This is a genomic window from Streptomyces sp. NPDC046900, assembly GCF_040644975.1.
Lineage (GTDB): Bacteria > Actinomycetota > Actinomycetes > Streptomycetales > Streptomycetaceae > Streptomyces.
On record NZ_JBEYXD010000045.1, the window covers coordinates 57,231 to 72,429 of the forward strand.

Here is a 15,199-nt window from a genome sequence, read left to right on the forward strand (position 1 = left end):
TCCGCCGCACTCCGCACAGTCACAGCAGTGATACCTGGACAGAAGAAGTTGCCATGGACTTCCGATCGGATACCTCGCCCTGTGCCGCGATGGACGACACCTGCCCGCGGCCTGCGGCTCAAACGTCCGAGGGCGGCCTTGCTTTGACCGATCCCTCCGCCGGCCCGGTGCAAGAGCGGGTGCAGGGCGCCTGGCCCCTGCAAGCAGCGTGGGGCCATTACCGGACGCAGGTCTCCTGGCTGTGCACCCTTTGGGGGGAGTCCTCTTGGTCCGCCGCCCCTGCTGGGAGGGCGTGGAACCGGCAGAGCTGGGCGACCGTCGTCGAACAGCACGACGCCCTGATTCGCCGCCTGGGCGACTGGCCGGCCCTTGATGTGTGGAATGCCGATCTCGCCGTGGCTGTCCAGGCCGCCGAGGCGCAACTGGCCTCTCTTCTGTCCGCCTGGCTCACGCTGGAGCCGACCCTGGCCGCAGCACACGAACGGATGCGGATGGCACTGGTCGCCAAAGACGTCCGGCGGCTGGGTCAGGCGCTGTCGGCACTCGGGCCCGCGCAGTCTGCCGGGGAGCCGGCGGACGGCTGAGGAGACCGCGGGTCGGCGAGTCGACCGGCCCGTACGCGGACGGCTGTTACCCGCCCCGGCGAGAACCGTCGGTTTTTTGCGCTCCAGTCCCGTCGGGTGCGTCGCCCCAAGGCGATGCCTGGCTCCGGCGTGGCGGGGGCAGCACTCCCGCCCACAAGGCCGCACTCAGGCCCTGACTACGTGCCTGCTGATCACTTTGGGCATCGCCTGCAGGGCAGGCTCACCCGTTGGATGAGCGGAACGTAGTGAATCTGTGGCAGTGCGGCCCGGTCGACCAGCGTCCGCAGGGACGTGCCACGCGGGCCGGCGGCTCCTGTCGTTCAATACCAGGGCACGAAGGCGGTTGGCTCCCAAGGCTGAGCAACGCTCAGGCTCGCCAAGCCGGTCGGAGACGCTCGCGTGCGATGAGCCCACGGGCGCACCCCTGCGCGTCCACGACCGAGGGGTGCTGGTCAGGTTTCGGCGCAGTCGGTCACCGACGCGGTGCCGTGGTGGGGGCCTGGTCGGCTGTCTGCGCGCGGACCAGACGGAGCAGGCCGGGGAAACGATGCTCCAGCTCACGACGGCGGAGCATCACCTTGCGGCTGTTGCCGTAATCGATCTGCCTGATCAGTCCGGCCTCGCGCAGGATGCGGAAATGGTGGGTCAGGGTTGACTTCGACACCCTCAGGCCGAACGAGGCGCAGGTGCGTTCCACGTGATCCTCCTCGGCGCACAACTGCTCGATTACGCTGCGGCGGTGGGGATCTGCCAACGCGGCGAATATGGAACCAATGTCCATCTCGTGAATCGCGGGATGGCCTTCGATGTCGGGCATGCTGCTCCCTTCCGCATATGACTTTCAGCGTACTGGAAGAGGGGGACTTTCAGGAACGGTCGGAGCTCCAAACTCCGGCGCCAAACGCATCCCGGGGAGTCGCATCCTGCGGATTTGCTTATGGCCGCCAGTAGAAGCATGGACCGGCAGGGGAAATTCCCAGCTCAGGAGGGTAATCATCGATCCTTGCGGGACCGGAAGGCATATTGCTTGAGCGAGGGAAACGACCGACAGTGGGTACGGCAGTTTTCGTACCTAGAAAGTGCGGGGACATCGGTACTCCGCCGAAGGGTATTTCCTATGCAGTTCGAGAATCAGACCGCTCTGGTGACCGGCAGCACATCCGGCATCGGCCGCGAGGCCGCACTGCTGCTGGCCGAGGAGGGAGCGTTCGTCATTGTCTCCGGCCGCAACGCCGCCAAGGGCGCGGAGACGGTCGCCGCGATCGAGTCCGCCGGCGGCAAGGCGGCGTTTGTCGCCGCCGACCTCAGCGACCTGGATTCGGTGCGCCGCCTTGCGGAGGAGGCCGGGGATGCGGACGTCCTGGTGAACAATGCCGGCGCCTATCCGTTCGCCCCCACCCTGGAGCAGGGCCTGGACACGTTCGACGCCCTGCTCGACACCAACGTGCGCGGCACGTTCTTCCTCACTCAGGCGCTGGTGGCCAAGATGGCCGCCAAGGGCGGCGGAAGCGTCGTCAACGTCACCACGATCGCCGGCCTGAGCGGTGTGGGAGGCACGGCCGTCTACGGCGCTTCGAAGGCCGCCGTGGATTCCTTCACGCGTACCTGGGCGGTCGAGTTCGGCGGGCGCGGAGTGCGGTTCAACGCGGTGGCGCCCGGCCACACGAGGACCGACAACGTCGTCGACATGATCGGTGAGGACGACTTCGAGGCGCTGGGAGCCGGGGTGCCACTGGCCCGTCTCGCGTCGGCGCGTGAGATCGCCGAAGCCATTGTCTTCCTCGCCTCGCCGCGCGCCAGTTACGTCACCGGCGTCACGCTCCCGGTGGACGGCGGCTTCATGGCCCTGGGTGTGTGACCGGCCTCGGCCGCACGCATCACGCAGCGGACCGCCGGCTCGGGCGGTCCGCTGCGGCTACCCGGCGCCCGCCATCGTCCACTCCCCCATCACCCCCAGCCTGCGGCTTGGCCCTAGCGGGCCCACCAGGCCTTCCACTCGCTCACCGTCGTGCCCCTACTGCAGGCCCCGGCGAGCACCCGCACCATCAGCCATGCGCCGACTCGACGCCGGCAGCGTGAAAGGAATGACGCAGATGCACATCGGCGTCCCACGAGAAGTCGTCCCAGGAGAGACCCGGGTCGCCCTCACCCCCAACGAAGTCCGCTCTTTGACCGAGGAAGGCCACCAGATCGTCGTCGAGCACGGCGCCGGCGACCGGGCGGGCCACCCCGACAGCGAGTACCTCGCCGCCGGCGCCCTGCCCGGCACCCGCGCCGAAGCCTTCAGCGCCGACATCGTGCTGCAGGTGCACCTCACGGGAGCCGGCAGCCACGCATCAGACTCGGACCTGGCGCAGGATTTGAAGCTGACGCGGCGTTCGGCCGTATTGGTCGGGCTCGCCAACCCGCTCAGCCACCCCGATCCCGTCCGCCGCCTGGCCGAACACGGCGTCGCGGCGTTCTCCCTGGACCTGCTGCCGCGCATCACCCGTGCCCAGGCCATGGACGTGCTGTCCTCGCAGTCCGCTGTCGCAGGCTACCGCGCCGCCCTGATCGCGGCCGAGCGGGTCGACAAGATGCTGCCGATGATGACCACCGCCGCCGGCAGCATCGCCCCGGCACGCGTCCTCGTCCTCGGCGCGGGGGTCGCCGGGCTGCAGTCCATCGCCACCGCACGAAGGCTGGGAGCCGTCGTCCACGCCTACGACATCCGCGCCGCGGCACGCGAGCAGGTCGAAAGCGTCGGAGGCATCTTCGTCAACCTGCCCCTGGACACCTCCTCGGCCGAAGGGAGCGGCGGCTACGCGCAGGCCCAGCAGGAGGAGTTCTACGCCCGACAGCGCGAGGTTCTCGGCAACGAAGTCGCCGCCGCCGACATCGTCATCGCCACCGCGCAGGTCCCCGGGAAACCGGCACCGGTCCTCATCACCGAGGACATGGTGCGCGCGATGCGCCCCGGATCCGTCATCGTCGACGCCGCGGCCGCGCAGGGCGGCAACTGCGCCCTGTCCGTACCCGACGAGACGATCGAACTCTCCGGCGTGTCGATCACCGCACCCACCAACCTGCCGGCCGGCGCCGCAGCCCACGCGAGCCGCCTGTACGCACGCAACATCGCCAACTTCACCCGCCACCTGCTCGGCGATGACGGCCCGCAGCTCACCGCGGACGATCCGATCATCCGCGACACCCTCCTGACCAGGGACGGTCAGGTCGTCCACGCCCGGTTGCGCACCCTACTCGGCTTGGACACCCCCGACGCGTTGGCGGTCGGAGCCCGGCACGCCGTCACGGCAGAAAGAAACTGATCATGCCCACAGCTATTGAAACCGGTCTGTATGTCCTGGTCCTGGGATCCGTGGTCGGTCTGGAAGTCATCCGGCGCGTTCCCGCTCTCCTGCACACCCCGCTGATGGCCCTCACCAACGCCATCGCCGGCATCTCCCTGGTCGGCAGCCTGCTGCTGGCCGGCTCCCACCGCGGCCCGCTTATCACCACACTCGGCACCGTCGCAGTCACCGCATCCAGCATCAACGTCGTCGGCGGCTTCCTGATCACCAACCGCATGCTGCGCATGTTCCGGCCCAGCAAGCCGGCCCACGCCGCACGAAAGGCCAAGGCCGATGCGTGACATCGTCATCCCCCTGCTGTACCTCGCCTCCGGCACCCTCTTCATCCTCGGACTGCGCGGTATCACGCACCCCCGAAGCGCCCGCCGGGGCCTGGTGCTCACGGTGATCGGCATGGCGGCGGCCGTCGTCGGCACGCTGATCCAGAAGGAAATCGTCGACTTCCGGTGGATCCTGCTGGCCGTCGTGGTCGGCTCCCTGATCGGCGGCGCCATGGCCAAGTACATGCCGATGACTGCCATGCCCGAACGTATCGCCCTCTCCCACGCCTTCGGCGCGCTGGCGGCCGGACTCGTCGGCACCGCCGAGTACTACGAGCACGCCGCGTCGCTGAGCACCTTCATCGCGGCCGCGCTGATGTGTGAAGTCCTGCTGGGATTCGTGACCTTCACCGGCAGCCTGATGGCGTTCGGCAAGCTGAAGGGAATCCTCCCGGGTCGCCCGACGGTCTTTCCCGGCCAGCAGCTTTTGAACCTGATCCTGTTCTCCGCAGCAGCCCTCGCCGCCCTCTGGATAGTGATCGCCCCATCGACCGATGCACGGTTCCCCGTTCTGATCGCCGCATCCGTGCTGTTCGGAATTCTGCTCGTGGTGCCCATCGGCGGAGCCGACATGCCCACCGTCATCTCGCTGCTGAACTCCTACGCCGGACTCTCCGGCGCGGCCATGGGGCTTGTCCTCGACAACAAGGCCCTCATCATCGCCGGCGCACTCGACGGCGCCTCCGGCTTCCTGCTGTCCATCATGATGAGCCGCGCCATGAACCGGTCCTTCCGCAACGTGCTGTTCGGCGCGTTCGGGCAGGCCGACACCACCACATCCGCCACGACAGGCGACGCGCAGGACCGTCCCGTGCGCAGCGCCGGCCCTGACGAGGCCGCCATGATCCTGGAAGCGGCCAGGGACGTCATCGTCGTCCCCGGCTACGGTCTCGCCGTCGCTCAAGCCCAGCACCGCATCAAAGAAGTCGCCGAGATCCTGGAGCGCGGCGGAGCACGGGTCCGATACGCCATCCACCCCGTCGCCGGGCGCATGCCCGGGCACATGAACGTCCTCCTCGCCGAGGCCGACGTCCCCTACGACCGCATCCTGGGCATGGACGACATCAACAGCGACTTCGCCCAGGCCGACGTCGCCCTGGTCGTCGGCGCCAACGACGTCACCAACCCAGCCGCCCGCACCCGTGAGGACAGCCCGATCTACGGCATGCCCGTCCTCGACGTGGCCTTGGCCCGCACCGTCATGGTCATCAAACGGGGAATGAGTGCCGGCTTCGCCGGCGTCGACAACGAGCTGTACTACCTCGACAAGACCCTCATGCTCTTCGGAGACGCCAAGGACGTCGCCTCCAACCTCGTCCGCGAACTGGAGAGCGTCAGTACCCAAAAGATCTGACGTGACGGGGCACACAACACCGCCCGAGGATCCGGCTGGAAGCCACCACCTCGGGCGGTGCCACCGCACCCACAGGGACGCCGGAACCGGGCACGGGCCGAGACGAGCGGCAGGACCTCAGCGGCGCCTGAACGGCTAAGCCCCGGCCGTCTCCCCGAAATGGCCTCTGATGACCCGTCCGTGATGTTCCAGACCCTGGCCGATAAGCCGGAGAGGCCAAAGACAGCAACACTCCCGCCGATCCGTGAGCGGGCGGCCCGGGCGGGCTCGTCGGCTACCGGCCCTCTGTTCTGGCTCGCCCCAGGGCGATCGACTCGAGCAGTGTGACGGTCCCCTGCATGCCACGGCCCCGGTCAGGCAGCAAACCCACGATCGAAGTCGGGCGCCGATCCAGCGGCTCACCACACCACCCACTGACCCCCTTGTACCGGCTTTCGGAAGGTCGTATGGCGGTAGAGCATCGAATACCAGGCCTGCTTTGTTGCATCAGGTCCAGCCACTAGGTGAGGCGACCCGCGGCGAAGACGTGCAGGTCCGACTTCATAGGAAAGCCATGCTTGACCCGTGTACGAGCAGCTCCTGCTCACCCCAGCAGTGGGCGGCTGAGCGTGACGGCCGGCCGCACACCCATGAACACGCTGAGATCGCGCAACTCGTGATGGCCGCAGAGGTGCGGCTGGTCTGCGAGGCGCGCGCATTCGCCGCCCATCTACCGCGACGTCATAGACGTCATACCTGGACGCCGGAGCTGGTGGACGACGTGCGCATCATCGTCGATGAGCTGGTCGCCAATGCCGTGCTCCACAGCGGGACCGGCAGCGTCACCCTGACGGTCGCCGGCGAGGGACCACAAGTTCTGATCATGGTCACGGATTTCGGGACGTGGTACACGCATCCCACCGTCACGACACGCGCCATGGCCGAAACCGGCCGCGGTCTCGACGTCATCAAGGCCCTGCCCACCTCCAACGGAATCTGCAAAGAACCGTCCGGAACGTCGAGCGGTTCGAGGAGTACGGCGCCGAGCAGTGGTTCGGCGTGTGGTCCTCGGTTACGCCGTCCGGTTGAGACCCGGGCCCTCTCCGGGGCCGTGCGGTGGTGCTCAACGACGACCAACGCTGACAACCGCCGACAGTTAAGTCGCAGGTCGCAGCGTTGGGCGATTACGCGACCGCAGGTCAGGGAACCGGCCCTTCACTTCTTCGGCTACTGATCGGCTGCGAGCGGTTTGACGCCGGGTCAGCCGATCCTGCGGCGGACCAGCCAGACTGTGGCGACGGCCAGTAGCAAGGTGAGCAGGCCCATCCAGCCGGCTTCGATGAGCTGGAAGGGCCAGAAGCGGCCAGCGGGGTGGTAACTCGTCACGATGGCGTAGTGCCGGGCCTGGAGCCAGTCCCTGTAGGGGGCCGTATGGACCGAGGTCGGCCCGTCGCCGGACGGTAGTTGCGCCACGTACTTCATGTACAGGCTACGGCTCTGGGAGTCACTGAGCAGGTGGCCGGCAGGGTCTGCGAACCCCGTGCCGACCACCCAGTCCCGTAGGCCGGGCTTGTCGGTGGTGGTCAACGGTGCCATGTAGTCCTGGCGAAGCTTGAAGACGGTCGCCATGAGCAGTCCGAACGAGCCGAGGAAGACCGTACCCACCGCAACCATCGTGCGGCGGATCAGCAGGCCGGTGAAGACCCCTGCCGCGAACGCCAACAGCGTCTGGACCGGGAAGACGATCCCTTCTAGCTCAAAATTGAGATAGTCACCGAATCCAGTAGGCAGGACATGGTCCAGCGGGGCGTTGTACCAGGAGTACAAGGCGCCGTATCCCGCCGTCACCGCGACCAGTACCACGGCGATGAGGGTCAGTTTGGTCAGCAACCAGCGGGTACGCCCAGCCCCTTGAGTCCAGGCGAACCGATAGGTCCCCGTCTCCAGCTCCCGTGCGATCAAGGGCCCCCCGAGGAAGGCGCCGAATGCCGCCGGCAGCAGGAGCAGGAATAGGAAGGGCCACTTCGTCCCGTACGAGGTGAACAGGTCGTCGGCGAGCTGCTGGCAGCGGCCACTGGAGTAGGACGTGCACTGGGCCAGCCCCAGCTGTTCGTAGGTTGAACGCGCCTGCAGGCCTCCCGCCACCATCAGCGCGGCGAAGCAGGCCAGCATTCCCAGCAGGCCGTAGAGGGCGAATCGGTGCTGGCGCCAGGTCACCCAGGCAAGGCCGAGCCGGGGCAGCGAGCCGCCGCGGGCCAGGAACGGTGCATGAGTCATCGCCATCAGTGGACCACCTGTTCGCCGCGGAGGGGTCTCGGGCCGGGGAGCACCGAGGCCGACGGTTCGCGCATGTAGGCCAGCACGAGCTCTTCCAGGCCGACCGGGTGCCGCTGCCAGCCCGGTAGTGCGGCCGACGGTGCAGGGGACCGGACGAGCAGGTGCGCCTGGACGGCAGTGCGCCGGTCGCGGATGACCGGGAAGCGCTGCGCGACGGCATCGGCCTGCTCGGCCGGACCGGTCAGGACGTGATGCCCCGCCTCCAGTTCCTCGACCTCGCCGCAGACCTGGATTCGGCCGCCGTGAACGACGACCACGTAGTCGCACACCCGCTCCAGCTCCGCGACGATGTGGGAAGAGAACACCACCGAGATGCCGTCCTCCGCCACGGCCGTCATCAGCGCCGACAGGAAGTCGTGGCGCGCGACCGGATCCAGTGCGGCCAACGGCTCATCCAAAATGATCAGTTCCGGACGTTTGGCGAGTGCAAGAGTGAGCGCTACCTGTGAGCGCTGCCCACCGGACAAAGCGCCGACCTTCTTCGCCAGTGGAATGCCCAGCTCCTTCAGGCGGTCCTGGGCACGGCCGGCATCCCAGCGCCGGTTCATGCAGCGCCCCATCCGCAGCATGTCGGCCACGGACAGATTGCGGTAGAGCGCCGCTTCCTGGGCCACGAAGGCGACTGCCTCCAGCGCGGCAGCCGACCCCGCAGGCCTGCCGCAGGCCACCCGCACCTGCCCCGTCGTCGCCCTGGTCAGGCCGACCGCCAGGCTCAACAGTGTGGTCTTGCCCGCACCGTTCGCGCCGACCAGGCCGACCACGTGCCCGGCCGGAATGGCCAGCGAGCAGTCCCGCAGCGCCCACGTGCGGCCGTAGCGCTTGCCGAGTCCGGCCGTCTCGATCGCCAGGCCGCTGTTCATGCGACCACCCCCGCCCGGCTGCTGCCGCCTTCCTCGTCCGCGCGGCCTGCACGGCTCTGCCGCAGATCGTGCAGGGCCGCGGTGAACAGGGCACTCATGCCCTTCTCGTCCAGCCCGGCCTCGTTCGCCGTGCGCATCCAGGCCAGCAGACTCTTGTGCAGGGCTGCCTGCTCCCGCAGGCCCACATGCTCCACGGCGCCCTCGACAAACGTCCCAACTCCCCGCCGGCCGACCACCAAGCCCCGATGTTCCAGCTCCCGGTAGGCCTTCAGCACCGTGTTGGGGTTGATCGCCAACCCGGCGACGACGTCCTTGACCCTCGGCAGCTGATCCCCATGCCGCAGATACCCCAGCCGCACCGCTTGCTCCACCTGCTCGACCAGCTGCAAGTAGGTGGGCACCCCCGAGACTGGATCGAGACGGAACTCGATCGGCGACGGCGAACCATATTTATCTAGAACCATAGTTATTGAGTTAAAGCAGGTTGCTGACTTCGTGTCAACCTCTCACGCCGACCCAGCACCACGGCCGCCACACCCCCGCGCCTCGAAGGTGTGCGCAGACGTGTTCGACCGAGCGTGATCACGAGCGGCGGGGCGAGGTGTACGCATTCACTCCGGCAAAGCCTGAAGGGGCAAACGGGTGACGATCGAACAGGCGGCCGCGCCGGAACCCGGGGACCTGTTGCAGGTGCCGCGCGCCCGGATAGTGCCGCTGTCCGCCCCGTCGCTGCCGTACGCAGCGACGGTCGAGCGGTACCTCACCGGCGCGGGCATCGCGAAGTCCTCCGCACCGATCCACCGGATCTCGCTCACAACCCGAGGGGGTGCTGCACAGTGAGCCGGCACCGACCGAACCGGCCCAACGCGGAGCAGAGCCCGCGCCCTTCGACCTCGCGACCATCGACGACCCAGGACTGCCGCCGGTGCCCGCTGAACTCGCCACGGCGTGGACAGACGAGACGGACACCGAGACCATCAACGGAGTCCTGGGCCTCACGCTCAGCGGATCCTGACGACAGAAGATGACGGCAACAGAGCCGCACACACAGGGACCTTCGCCGTACCAGGGGGACTGCCTCGAGCCCTTGGAGTAGCAACGCGGCAGCGCGCACGTAGCAATGAATTCCTCAAGCGGTGATCGCTCGACCCACCGTGGGAAACGAGCGCCGGCTACCAGTGCGCTGCCGGCTTCGGTGAAGTAGATCAGGAAGGTCCATTTCTGATCGGCAGAATCGATCCACCTCCCCCGCTCGTCACGGTCACCGGTCAGCCGGTAGCTCCACCCGGCCTCACGGAACACCTCGCCATCCATCAGGTCGGTGGAGAGAACCCTCCCGTACGCCGGGCCTGCTCGCCCTCACCCGCGACCGCAGCGCCCACACCTGGCGCCTGGCCGATGCCTGCGCGGCGGCCACCAGCCACACCATCGTCATACCGGACCGCTGTTCCCCCCCGGCCGCGTCCTCCCGACCGCCCGCCGACTCCGTCACCCCGCAGGCCGCAACCGGGATCCGATCAGCGTCGGCGCGTGCGGGAGATGCTCACCCATCTGGCCACCGCGCTCCCCCGGTTCACCTCGCCCGCCGCCCGGCTGCTGGGCCCTGCAATGCGCCCTACGCGGTCAACCCCCGCGGGCAGGTCCCACTGCCTTCGGGCCTGCTGCGCGGCATGCTCCTGCACGGGCGCCCAGAACCGTGGCAAGAACCGGCCCACGCCCACTGGCTCCGACTGCCCGACCTCAAGTCGGCGCCCGTACAGGTGCGACCGCTGGATGCGGCGGTGCTTGACCAGGCTCCCGGTCGAAGTGCGCGCCGCCACGCCGCCGCCTGGGCGCTGCGGCCGGTGCCCTTGCTCCTGCCGCACACCGCACCACCCGCGGTGCGGCTGACCGCCCTCGTACCGGCCGCACACACACCTCCGCCCTGGGCCACCACCACGCCGACATGAACGTCCTCGCCCACCTGCGCAGCCACTCCCCCATCAGACCGCAGAACTACTCGACCGGCTGACGACCAACCGCCTCCTGACCGCCTGGCACCACCACCGGGACGCCGATGACGTCCTATGGCAACTGACCCACGAACTCCCAGCGGCTCACTCTGCAGTACACCTCAGACAGCCCCCCATGCGCCGACCCTGAAGCTCAGCTCGAGCAAAAGACATCACTCCAGAGAAACAACACACTTCCCTCACCCGTACTATCCCTGTGGAAGGGCTATTTGCAGCAGTGACCGGCACAGCCCTCAGACACAAGCCCGAGCACACGCGCGTGGCTGTACGCCTGCGCCAAAGACCTGGCACACCGAGCCAGGAACACCGAGAAAGGTCAACACCATGTCGGAGAGCACAACGGCCACCACCGAGCTGACATCCCAGTACGCCGCCCAGGTGATTAGCGACCTCGAACGCAACGCCAAGGAGCAGGAGCGCATCAGCGTGGACATCGCTGCGCTGCAGGAGCAGCTGGCCGGCCTGCAGCACGACCACTCCGTGCTGGTCAACGTGCAGCAGGTGCTCGGCGTATCGCCCGCGCCGGAGCAGCCGACCGCCGCCCCGGAAGCCTCCACCGTGCCGGCTCCTCGCAACAAGAAGACCGCTGGGGAGCCCGGCGCCGGCAAGCGGACGCCGGCGAAGAAGGCCGCCGACCCACAGGACCGCATGGCAGCCAAGAAGTCGGCTGCGAAGAAGTCCGCGCGCAAGACCGGAGCTTCAAGGGGTGTCCTGCCCACGCTGGTCGAACTCATCCGCAGCCACCTCACCGAGCAGAGCGACCCGCGCTCCGCGGCGGAAGTCGCCACCGCTCTCGACACGGCCCATCCCGAGCGCGGCATCAAGGCCACCGTCGTACGCACCACCCTCGAAGGACTCGTGGCCAAGAACCAGGCCCAGCGCACCAAGCAGGGCAGCTCCGTCTACTACACCGCCCCCCACGTGAACGAGGAGACGGCTGCACCTGTCCTGGGCGAGGAGCAGGCCGAGTAAGAACCGTCTGGCGGCACGCTGCCGCTGCGGCGGCAGCCAGCCTGCCTGCAGGCCACTATGTGGGTCGGGCGAGGGTAGGGCCTCACAGCCTGAGCGATCCGCCCGCTCCAGCAGAGCCACACGTGCGGGTGTGGTCACTCGTCGGTCACGGTGATCTGCAGTGGCCCGCCGGGCACCGGGAGGCCGCCACCGTTGGGGTAGCCGTACTGCGAAAACAGGCCGCTCGCGTCGGTCAGCGTGAAGCCCACCGTGTACGTGCCCGGGGCCAGGCCCTGGTGCAGTGGCACGGTCAGCTTGAGCTCCCCGCTGGTAACGGAGCCGACACCGCCGGAGGCACCATCCACCGAGATGCCGTCCGCGTCGTACACGGTGAGACTGAAGCCGGTGATACCCGCGAACGACGTCACATCGAGGGTGAGCCCGTCGTTGCGAGGCAGCGAGCTTGCCGGCACAGAGACAACCGCAAGTGACGCAGAGTTGACGACGGGGGCCTGGGTGTTCGGGATCTGTGTGGCGACCAGGTCCAGTTCCGGGCCGCGGAAGGCTGTGCCGTAGGCCGCGGCGTTGCCGGCGCCGTCGATAACGCCGATCCCGGTGACCTTGCACTGTTTGGTGACAATCGGCGCCACGGTGGCGAGCACCGAGATCGTCCCGTCGGCTGCGATGGTGGGGTTCTCGGTGACCGACCCGCTGCACTTGTCGAGGAGCAGTGTGACGGAGGAAATCCCGTTCTGGGCGCCCAGCGGCCTCATTGTGACCGTCAAAGTCGCGAACCCGGTCCAATTGTTGTACTGCTCGGGGCTGATGGCAAAGTCTGCCGCCGACAGTGCTCGGTTCTGGGTCACCTGCATCGCAGCCGCACTCAGCCCGCTCGTGGTGCTGACGTTGCCCGCGGCGTCGACCAGTTTCACCTGCGAGACGGACCAGGTCCCGGCGGGCGCGTCCTTTGGGATGGTGACCTCGACGGGGCATTCGAGGTCCTGCGTGTCGAAGACGAAGTCCGTCCCACACCACAGTTCGCCCGCCGCGTTGCGCACCACTGCGAAGCGCGCGCTCACCACCCCGCCGTGCGAGCCCCTGACGACCAGCTTCCCCCGGTCGAACCCCGACTCGGCGTCGGTGATGTGCAGCCGGTAGCGCTGGGTGACCGACGCGTCGGCGTTGTAGACGTACTTGGGTTGATCGAATTCCAGGTGAAGCTGGTCAAAGGCCGGACCAGCCGTGTCGGCCGGCTGTGTCGCGGTGGACTTTGCACCGGGCCGCGTCTGCTCCGCCGCCTGCGCCGGCCCGACGGCCACCACCCCGATCAGCAGCGCCCCTACCCACGCGACAGGCGCCCGTAACAGGCCACGTCTGCTCACACGCCGCATACCAATCCCTCCCCATCAGTCCTTGTCCGTCTCGCCCGTGGGACCCAGCTGCGCTGTTCCAGAACCGGGGCCTACAGGGAAGACAGACAAGGGGAGAGCAAGGTTGCGGCAGACGGGTGCGGCTCTTCTTCAGGGAAGTTCTTGATCAGGCGGTGAGGTCGTAGTTGCGCTGACCGGGGATGGGGTAGAGGCGCACGTGCTCGCGGCGGGTGTGAAAGGTCCAATAGTTGCTGAGGTCGCCGTTGTCGAGGAAGGTACGGAGCTTGAGGACAGCTTCGGCTCCGAGCATATGAGGGTGTCCGCCACGGCCTTGAGTAGGCGGCCTTCCTCGGTTGGCAGCAGGACCTCAAGCTGTTGCCCAGCTATGTTGAAATAGCATCATCGAGAGCTCAGCGACGATCTCGACGGTCATGTCAGGGGCCCCGAGCTGCAGATTCGAGACGGTGCCGTCAAAGGTGGAGAGGAAGACACCTTCAGCTTGCACTGTGAGGCGAGCGCGGTGTCGCTCTCGGAACGGCGCCGGGTTGGTGCTGGCGAACTCGACCACCAACACCAACCTCAACTCGTTCATCACCTGGGTCAACCAGTACTGCGCCGAGAACCATAGAGCCGATGCGATCCCAGACATTGATGGCCGCCCATGGAGGCTGATGACCAGCCAGTTCCGCCGAACCCTGGCCTGGTTCATCGCCCGCCGCCCGGGCGGCACGATCGCCGGAGCCCTGCAATACAGGCACCAGAGCATCCAGATGTTCGAAGGCCATTAGGCACCAGCGAATCAGGATTCCGGGCGGAGGCCGAGAGTGAACAAGCCCTGGCCCGCGGCGAGCACCTGCTCGCCATGATCGATTCCCACGAACACCACGAGTTCACCGGACCGGCCGCCTTCGAGGCGGTCCGCCGCCTGGATGCTCTTGGCCAGCGGGCCGACTACGCCGGCCAAGTCGTCCTCGACCGGAACCGCCTCAAGCGCATCATGCGCAGACATGATCCAGCCGTCTATCCGGGGAAGTACACCACCTGCGTCCACGACCCGGCCAAAGCACTCTGCGAGAAGGCCCGCTCAGGCTCCGCCGAGGGGCTCCCCGAGCACGGTGCCTGCCAGCCGCTGGCCTGCCGGAACGTCGCCCTGTCTCCGGACAACCGAGCCGAGTGGCAAGCCGAGCTCGTCTCCATCGATACCCGGCTCGGCAGCACGCTGCCACCTCCACCGCTGCTGGAGACCCGCCTGCGTCGACGCAAGGACGAGATCACTCAGTTCCTGGCCCACAGACCTACAAAGAGCCCATGAGCCGCAAGACCGAACTGCCAAGCCAGGCACGTGTCGACCAAGCCCTCGAGGAACTCCTGGACACCTCCCACACAAGCGGGCGGCAGCCGAGTGTTCTGGAGCTGGCGCGTCGCCTGGGCGTGTCCAACACCACCTTCCGCAGGAACTTCCCCGACGCGGTCCAAAAGATCGCGTCAGCCCACAGTCGGGACGCCCCCGGATCCAACACGTCGCGGCCCGCCCCCGTCGATCGGCTGGCCGCCCGCAACGCAAAGCTGCGGCGGGCCAACCGGGACCTGGCCGCCGCCCTGAAGCTGGCCACTGCACAGATCCACAAACTCGCTATGCACAACCAACGGCTTCAGATCGAGCTCGAAGCGGCGACCAACGTCACCCGCATCGGCCGCGGTGTCACCCGCCGCTGATCCCATCTTTGAGTGGTCATGCCGTCCAGGCCCACGAACTCCTCGCTCGCCCCAGCCAGGATCTGGATGTCGCGACCGAGAACCCCGCGCCGATGGACGAGATCGTCCGCACCCTCACCGATGGGCATGGGCCGCCTGCTCGGCTACGCGATGAGCGCCCACCATGATGCCGAACTCGTCGTGGCCTCCCTGCACATGGCCGCCGCCACCCGAGGCGGCGACGTCAAGGACGTGATCTTTCACAGCGACAGAGGTTCGGAATACGTCTCTCTGAAGTTCCCCCGCTGAGCTGGACAGCCTGATACTGGGACGGTTGGGTCCCAGAGGAAGCAGTCCAGGTTGAGTGGCAAGAGCAACATGAGCAAG

19 protein-coding genes are annotated in these 15,199 nt (G+C 67.6%); 13 read left to right on the plus strand and 6 right to left on the minus strand.

All coding sequences use genetic code 11. The annotated features are described in order from the left end of the window. Window positions 1–53 precede the first annotated feature (53 nt). Complete coding sequence (locus ABZ904_RS32400; protein WP_361827301.1) at window positions 54–584, plus strand: hypothetical protein; 531 nt, start codon at window positions 54–56, stop codon at window positions 582–584. A gap of 472 nt (window positions 585–1,056) precedes the next feature. Here ABZ904_RS32400 and ABZ904_RS32405 read toward each other — a convergent pair whose 3' ends face one another. Next, a complete protein-coding gene (locus ABZ904_RS32405) occupies window positions 1,057–1,401 on the minus strand; it encodes a helix-turn-helix domain-containing protein (RefSeq protein WP_361004582.1) in 345 nt (114 codons plus the stop codon). 300 nt (window positions 1,402–1,701) lie between these two features. Between ABZ904_RS32405 and ABZ904_RS32410 the strand changes: the two genes are divergently transcribed. The 5 genes from ABZ904_RS32410 to ABZ904_RS32430 all read left to right on the plus strand — a co-directional run bounded on the left by ABZ904_RS32410 (window position 1,702) and on the right by ABZ904_RS32430 (window position 6,821). Beyond that, complete coding sequence (locus ABZ904_RS32410) at window positions 1,702–2,442, plus strand: SDR family oxidoreductase (RefSeq protein WP_361004579.1); 741 nt, start codon at window positions 1,702–1,704, stop codon at window positions 2,440–2,442. Between the two features lie 226 nt (window positions 2,443–2,668). Then, on the plus strand, window positions 2,669–3,892 hold the full coding sequence (locus ABZ904_RS32415) for an NAD(P) transhydrogenase subunit alpha (protein ID WP_361004578.1): 1,224 nt from the start codon (window positions 2,669–2,671) through the stop codon (window positions 3,890–3,892). 2 nt (window positions 3,893–3,894) lie between these two features. Further along, the gene (locus tag ABZ904_RS32420; protein ID WP_361004575.1) at window positions 3,895–4,215 is read left to right on the plus strand and encodes an NAD(P) transhydrogenase subunit alpha; all 321 of its coding nucleotides are present in this window, start codon (window positions 3,895–3,897) and stop codon (window positions 4,213–4,215) included. Further along, window positions 4,208–5,608 (plus strand): NAD(P)(+) transhydrogenase (Re/Si-specific) subunit beta, encoded by a 1,401-nt coding sequence (locus ABZ904_RS32425; protein ID WP_361004572.1) that lies wholly within the window; start codon window positions 4,208–4,210, stop codon window positions 5,606–5,608. Before ABZ904_RS32420 ends, ABZ904_RS32425 begins: the two co-directional genes overlap by 8 nt. Window positions 5,609–6,266: 658 nt before the next feature. Further along, the gene (locus tag ABZ904_RS32430; protein ID WP_361827307.1) at window positions 6,267–6,821 is read left to right on the plus strand and encodes an ATP-binding protein; all 555 of its coding nucleotides are present in this window, start codon (window positions 6,267–6,269) and stop codon (window positions 6,819–6,821) included. Window positions 6,822–6,847: 26 nt separating this feature from the next. Here ABZ904_RS32430 and ABZ904_RS32435 read toward each other — a convergent pair whose 3' ends face one another. The 3 genes from ABZ904_RS32435 to ABZ904_RS32445 are packed head-to-tail and all read right to left on the minus strand — an operon-like array spanning window position 6,848 to window position 9,185. Then, window positions 6,848–7,864, minus strand: a complete 1,017-nt coding sequence (locus ABZ904_RS32435; protein WP_361827310.1) for an ABC transporter permease subunit — start codon at window positions 7,862–7,864, stop codon at window positions 6,848–6,850. 5 nt (window positions 7,865–7,869) lie between these two features. After that, on the minus strand, window positions 7,870–8,784 hold the full coding sequence (locus tag ABZ904_RS32440) for an ABC transporter ATP-binding protein (RefSeq protein WP_361827313.1): 915 nt from the start codon (window positions 8,782–8,784) through the stop codon (window positions 7,870–7,872). Beyond that, window positions 8,781–9,185 (minus strand): GntR family transcriptional regulator, encoded by a 405-nt coding sequence (locus tag ABZ904_RS32445; protein ID WP_361827316.1) that lies wholly within the window; start codon window positions 9,183–9,185, stop codon window positions 8,781–8,783. Before ABZ904_RS32445 ends, ABZ904_RS32440 begins: the two co-directional genes overlap by 4 nt. Window positions 9,186–9,426: 241 nt before the next feature. On the opposite strand from ABZ904_RS32445, the gene ABZ904_RS32450 reads away from it, so the two are divergent. The 3 genes from ABZ904_RS32450 (at window position 9,427) to ABZ904_RS32460 (ending at window position 11,768) form a co-directional block, all read left to right on the plus strand. Further along, window positions 9,427–9,624, plus strand: a complete 198-nt coding sequence (locus tag ABZ904_RS32450; protein WP_361827319.1) for a hypothetical protein — start codon at window positions 9,427–9,429, stop codon at window positions 9,622–9,624. Then, complete coding sequence (locus ABZ904_RS32455) at window positions 9,611–9,799, plus strand: hypothetical protein (RefSeq protein WP_361827322.1); 189 nt, start codon at window positions 9,611–9,613, stop codon at window positions 9,797–9,799. The genes ABZ904_RS32450 and ABZ904_RS32455 overlap by 14 nt, the downstream gene beginning before the upstream one ends. A gap of 1,321 nt (window positions 9,800–11,120) precedes the next feature. Then, window positions 11,121–11,768 carry a hypothetical protein gene (locus ABZ904_RS32460; protein ID WP_361827325.1) on the plus strand — a complete coding sequence of 216 codons (648 nt, stop codon included), beginning with the start codon at window positions 11,121–11,123 and terminating at the stop codon, window positions 11,766–11,768. A gap of 134 nt (window positions 11,769–11,902) precedes the next feature. On the opposite strand, the gene ABZ904_RS32465 is transcribed toward ABZ904_RS32460, so the two are convergent. Then, window positions 11,903–13,129 carry a hypothetical protein gene (locus ABZ904_RS32465; RefSeq protein ID WP_361827328.1) on the minus strand — a complete coding sequence of 409 codons (1,227 nt, stop codon included), beginning with the start codon at window positions 13,127–13,129 and terminating at the stop codon, window positions 11,903–11,905. Between the two features lie 154 nt (window positions 13,130–13,283). Further along, on the minus strand, window positions 13,284–13,427 hold the full coding sequence (locus ABZ904_RS32470) for a hypothetical protein (protein WP_361827331.1): 144 nt from the start codon (window positions 13,425–13,427) through the stop codon (window positions 13,284–13,286). Window positions 13,428–13,662: 235 nt separating this feature from the next. Between ABZ904_RS32470 and ABZ904_RS32475 the strand changes: the two genes are divergently transcribed. The 4 genes from ABZ904_RS32475 to ABZ904_RS32490 all read left to right on the plus strand — a co-directional run bounded on the left by ABZ904_RS32475 (window position 13,663) and on the right by ABZ904_RS32490 (window position 15,121). Beyond that, complete coding sequence (locus ABZ904_RS32475) at window positions 13,663–13,905, plus strand: hypothetical protein (RefSeq protein WP_361827334.1); 243 nt, start codon at window positions 13,663–13,665, stop codon at window positions 13,903–13,905. Between the two features lie 74 nt (window positions 13,906–13,979). Further along, entirely contained in the window at window positions 13,980–14,429 is a 450-nt protein-coding gene (locus ABZ904_RS32480; RefSeq protein ID WP_361827337.1) for a hypothetical protein, read from the plus strand. Continuing rightward, entirely contained in the window at window positions 14,426–14,833 is a 408-nt protein-coding gene (locus ABZ904_RS32485) for a hypothetical protein (protein WP_361827340.1), read from the plus strand. The genes ABZ904_RS32480 and ABZ904_RS32485 overlap by 4 nt, the downstream gene beginning before the upstream one ends. A 120-nt stretch (window positions 14,834–14,953) precedes the next feature. Beyond that, window positions 14,954–15,121, plus strand: coding sequence for a hypothetical protein (locus tag ABZ904_RS32490; protein ID WP_361827343.1), 168 nt, complete (start codon window positions 14,954–14,956; stop codon window positions 15,119–15,121). The last annotated feature ends 78 nt before the right edge of the window (window positions 15,122–15,199 follow it).

Bases quoted from the DNA above. Each gene is read 5' to 3' on its own strand.
- ABZ904_RS32485 (WP_361827340.1), top strand. From the start codon at position 14,426: ATGAGCCGCAAGACCGAACTGCCAAGCCAGGCACGTGTCGACCAAGCC.
- ABZ904_RS32425 (WP_361004572.1), top strand. From the start codon at position 4,208: ATGCGTGACATCGTCATCCCCCTGCTGTACCTCGCCTCCGGCACCCTC.
- ABZ904_RS32440 (WP_361827313.1), bottom strand. From the start codon at position 8,784: ATGAACAGCGGCCTGGCGATCGAGACGGCCGGACTCGGCAAGCGCTAC.
- ABZ904_RS32430 (WP_361827307.1), top strand. From the start codon at position 6,267: ATGGCCGCAGAGGTGCGGCTGGTCTGCGAGGCGCGCGCATTCGCCGCC.
- ABZ904_RS32410 (WP_361004579.1), top strand. From the start codon at position 1,702: ATGCAGTTCGAGAATCAGACCGCTCTGGTGACCGGCAGCACATCCGGC.
- ABZ904_RS32460 (WP_361827325.1), top strand. From the start codon at position 11,121: ATGTCGGAGAGCACAACGGCCACCACCGAGCTGACATCCCAGTACGCC.
- ABZ904_RS32415 (WP_361004578.1), top strand. From the start codon at position 2,669: ATGACGCAGATGCACATCGGCGTCCCACGAGAAGTCGTCCCAGGAGAG.
- ABZ904_RS32405 (WP_361004582.1), bottom strand. From the start codon at position 1,401: ATGCCCGACATCGAAGGCCATCCCGCGATTCACGAGATGGACATTGGT.
- ABZ904_RS32490 (WP_361827343.1), top strand. From the start codon at position 14,954: ATGGGCATGGGCCGCCTGCTCGGCTACGCGATGAGCGCCCACCATGAT.
- ABZ904_RS32470 (WP_361827331.1), bottom strand. From the start codon at position 13,427: ATGCTCGGAGCCGAAGCTGTCCTCAAGCTCCGTACCTTCCTCGACAAC.
- ABZ904_RS32400 (WP_361827301.1), top strand. From the start codon at position 54: ATGGACTTCCGATCGGATACCTCGCCCTGTGCCGCGATGGACGACACC.
- ABZ904_RS32420 (WP_361004575.1), top strand. From the start codon at position 3,895: ATGCCCACAGCTATTGAAACCGGTCTGTATGTCCTGGTCCTGGGATCC.
- ABZ904_RS32435 (WP_361827310.1), bottom strand. From the start codon at position 7,864: ATGACTCATGCACCGTTCCTGGCCCGCGGCGGCTCGCTGCCCCGGCTC.
- ABZ904_RS32480 (WP_361827337.1), top strand. From the start codon at position 13,980: ATGATCGATTCCCACGAACACCACGAGTTCACCGGACCGGCCGCCTTC.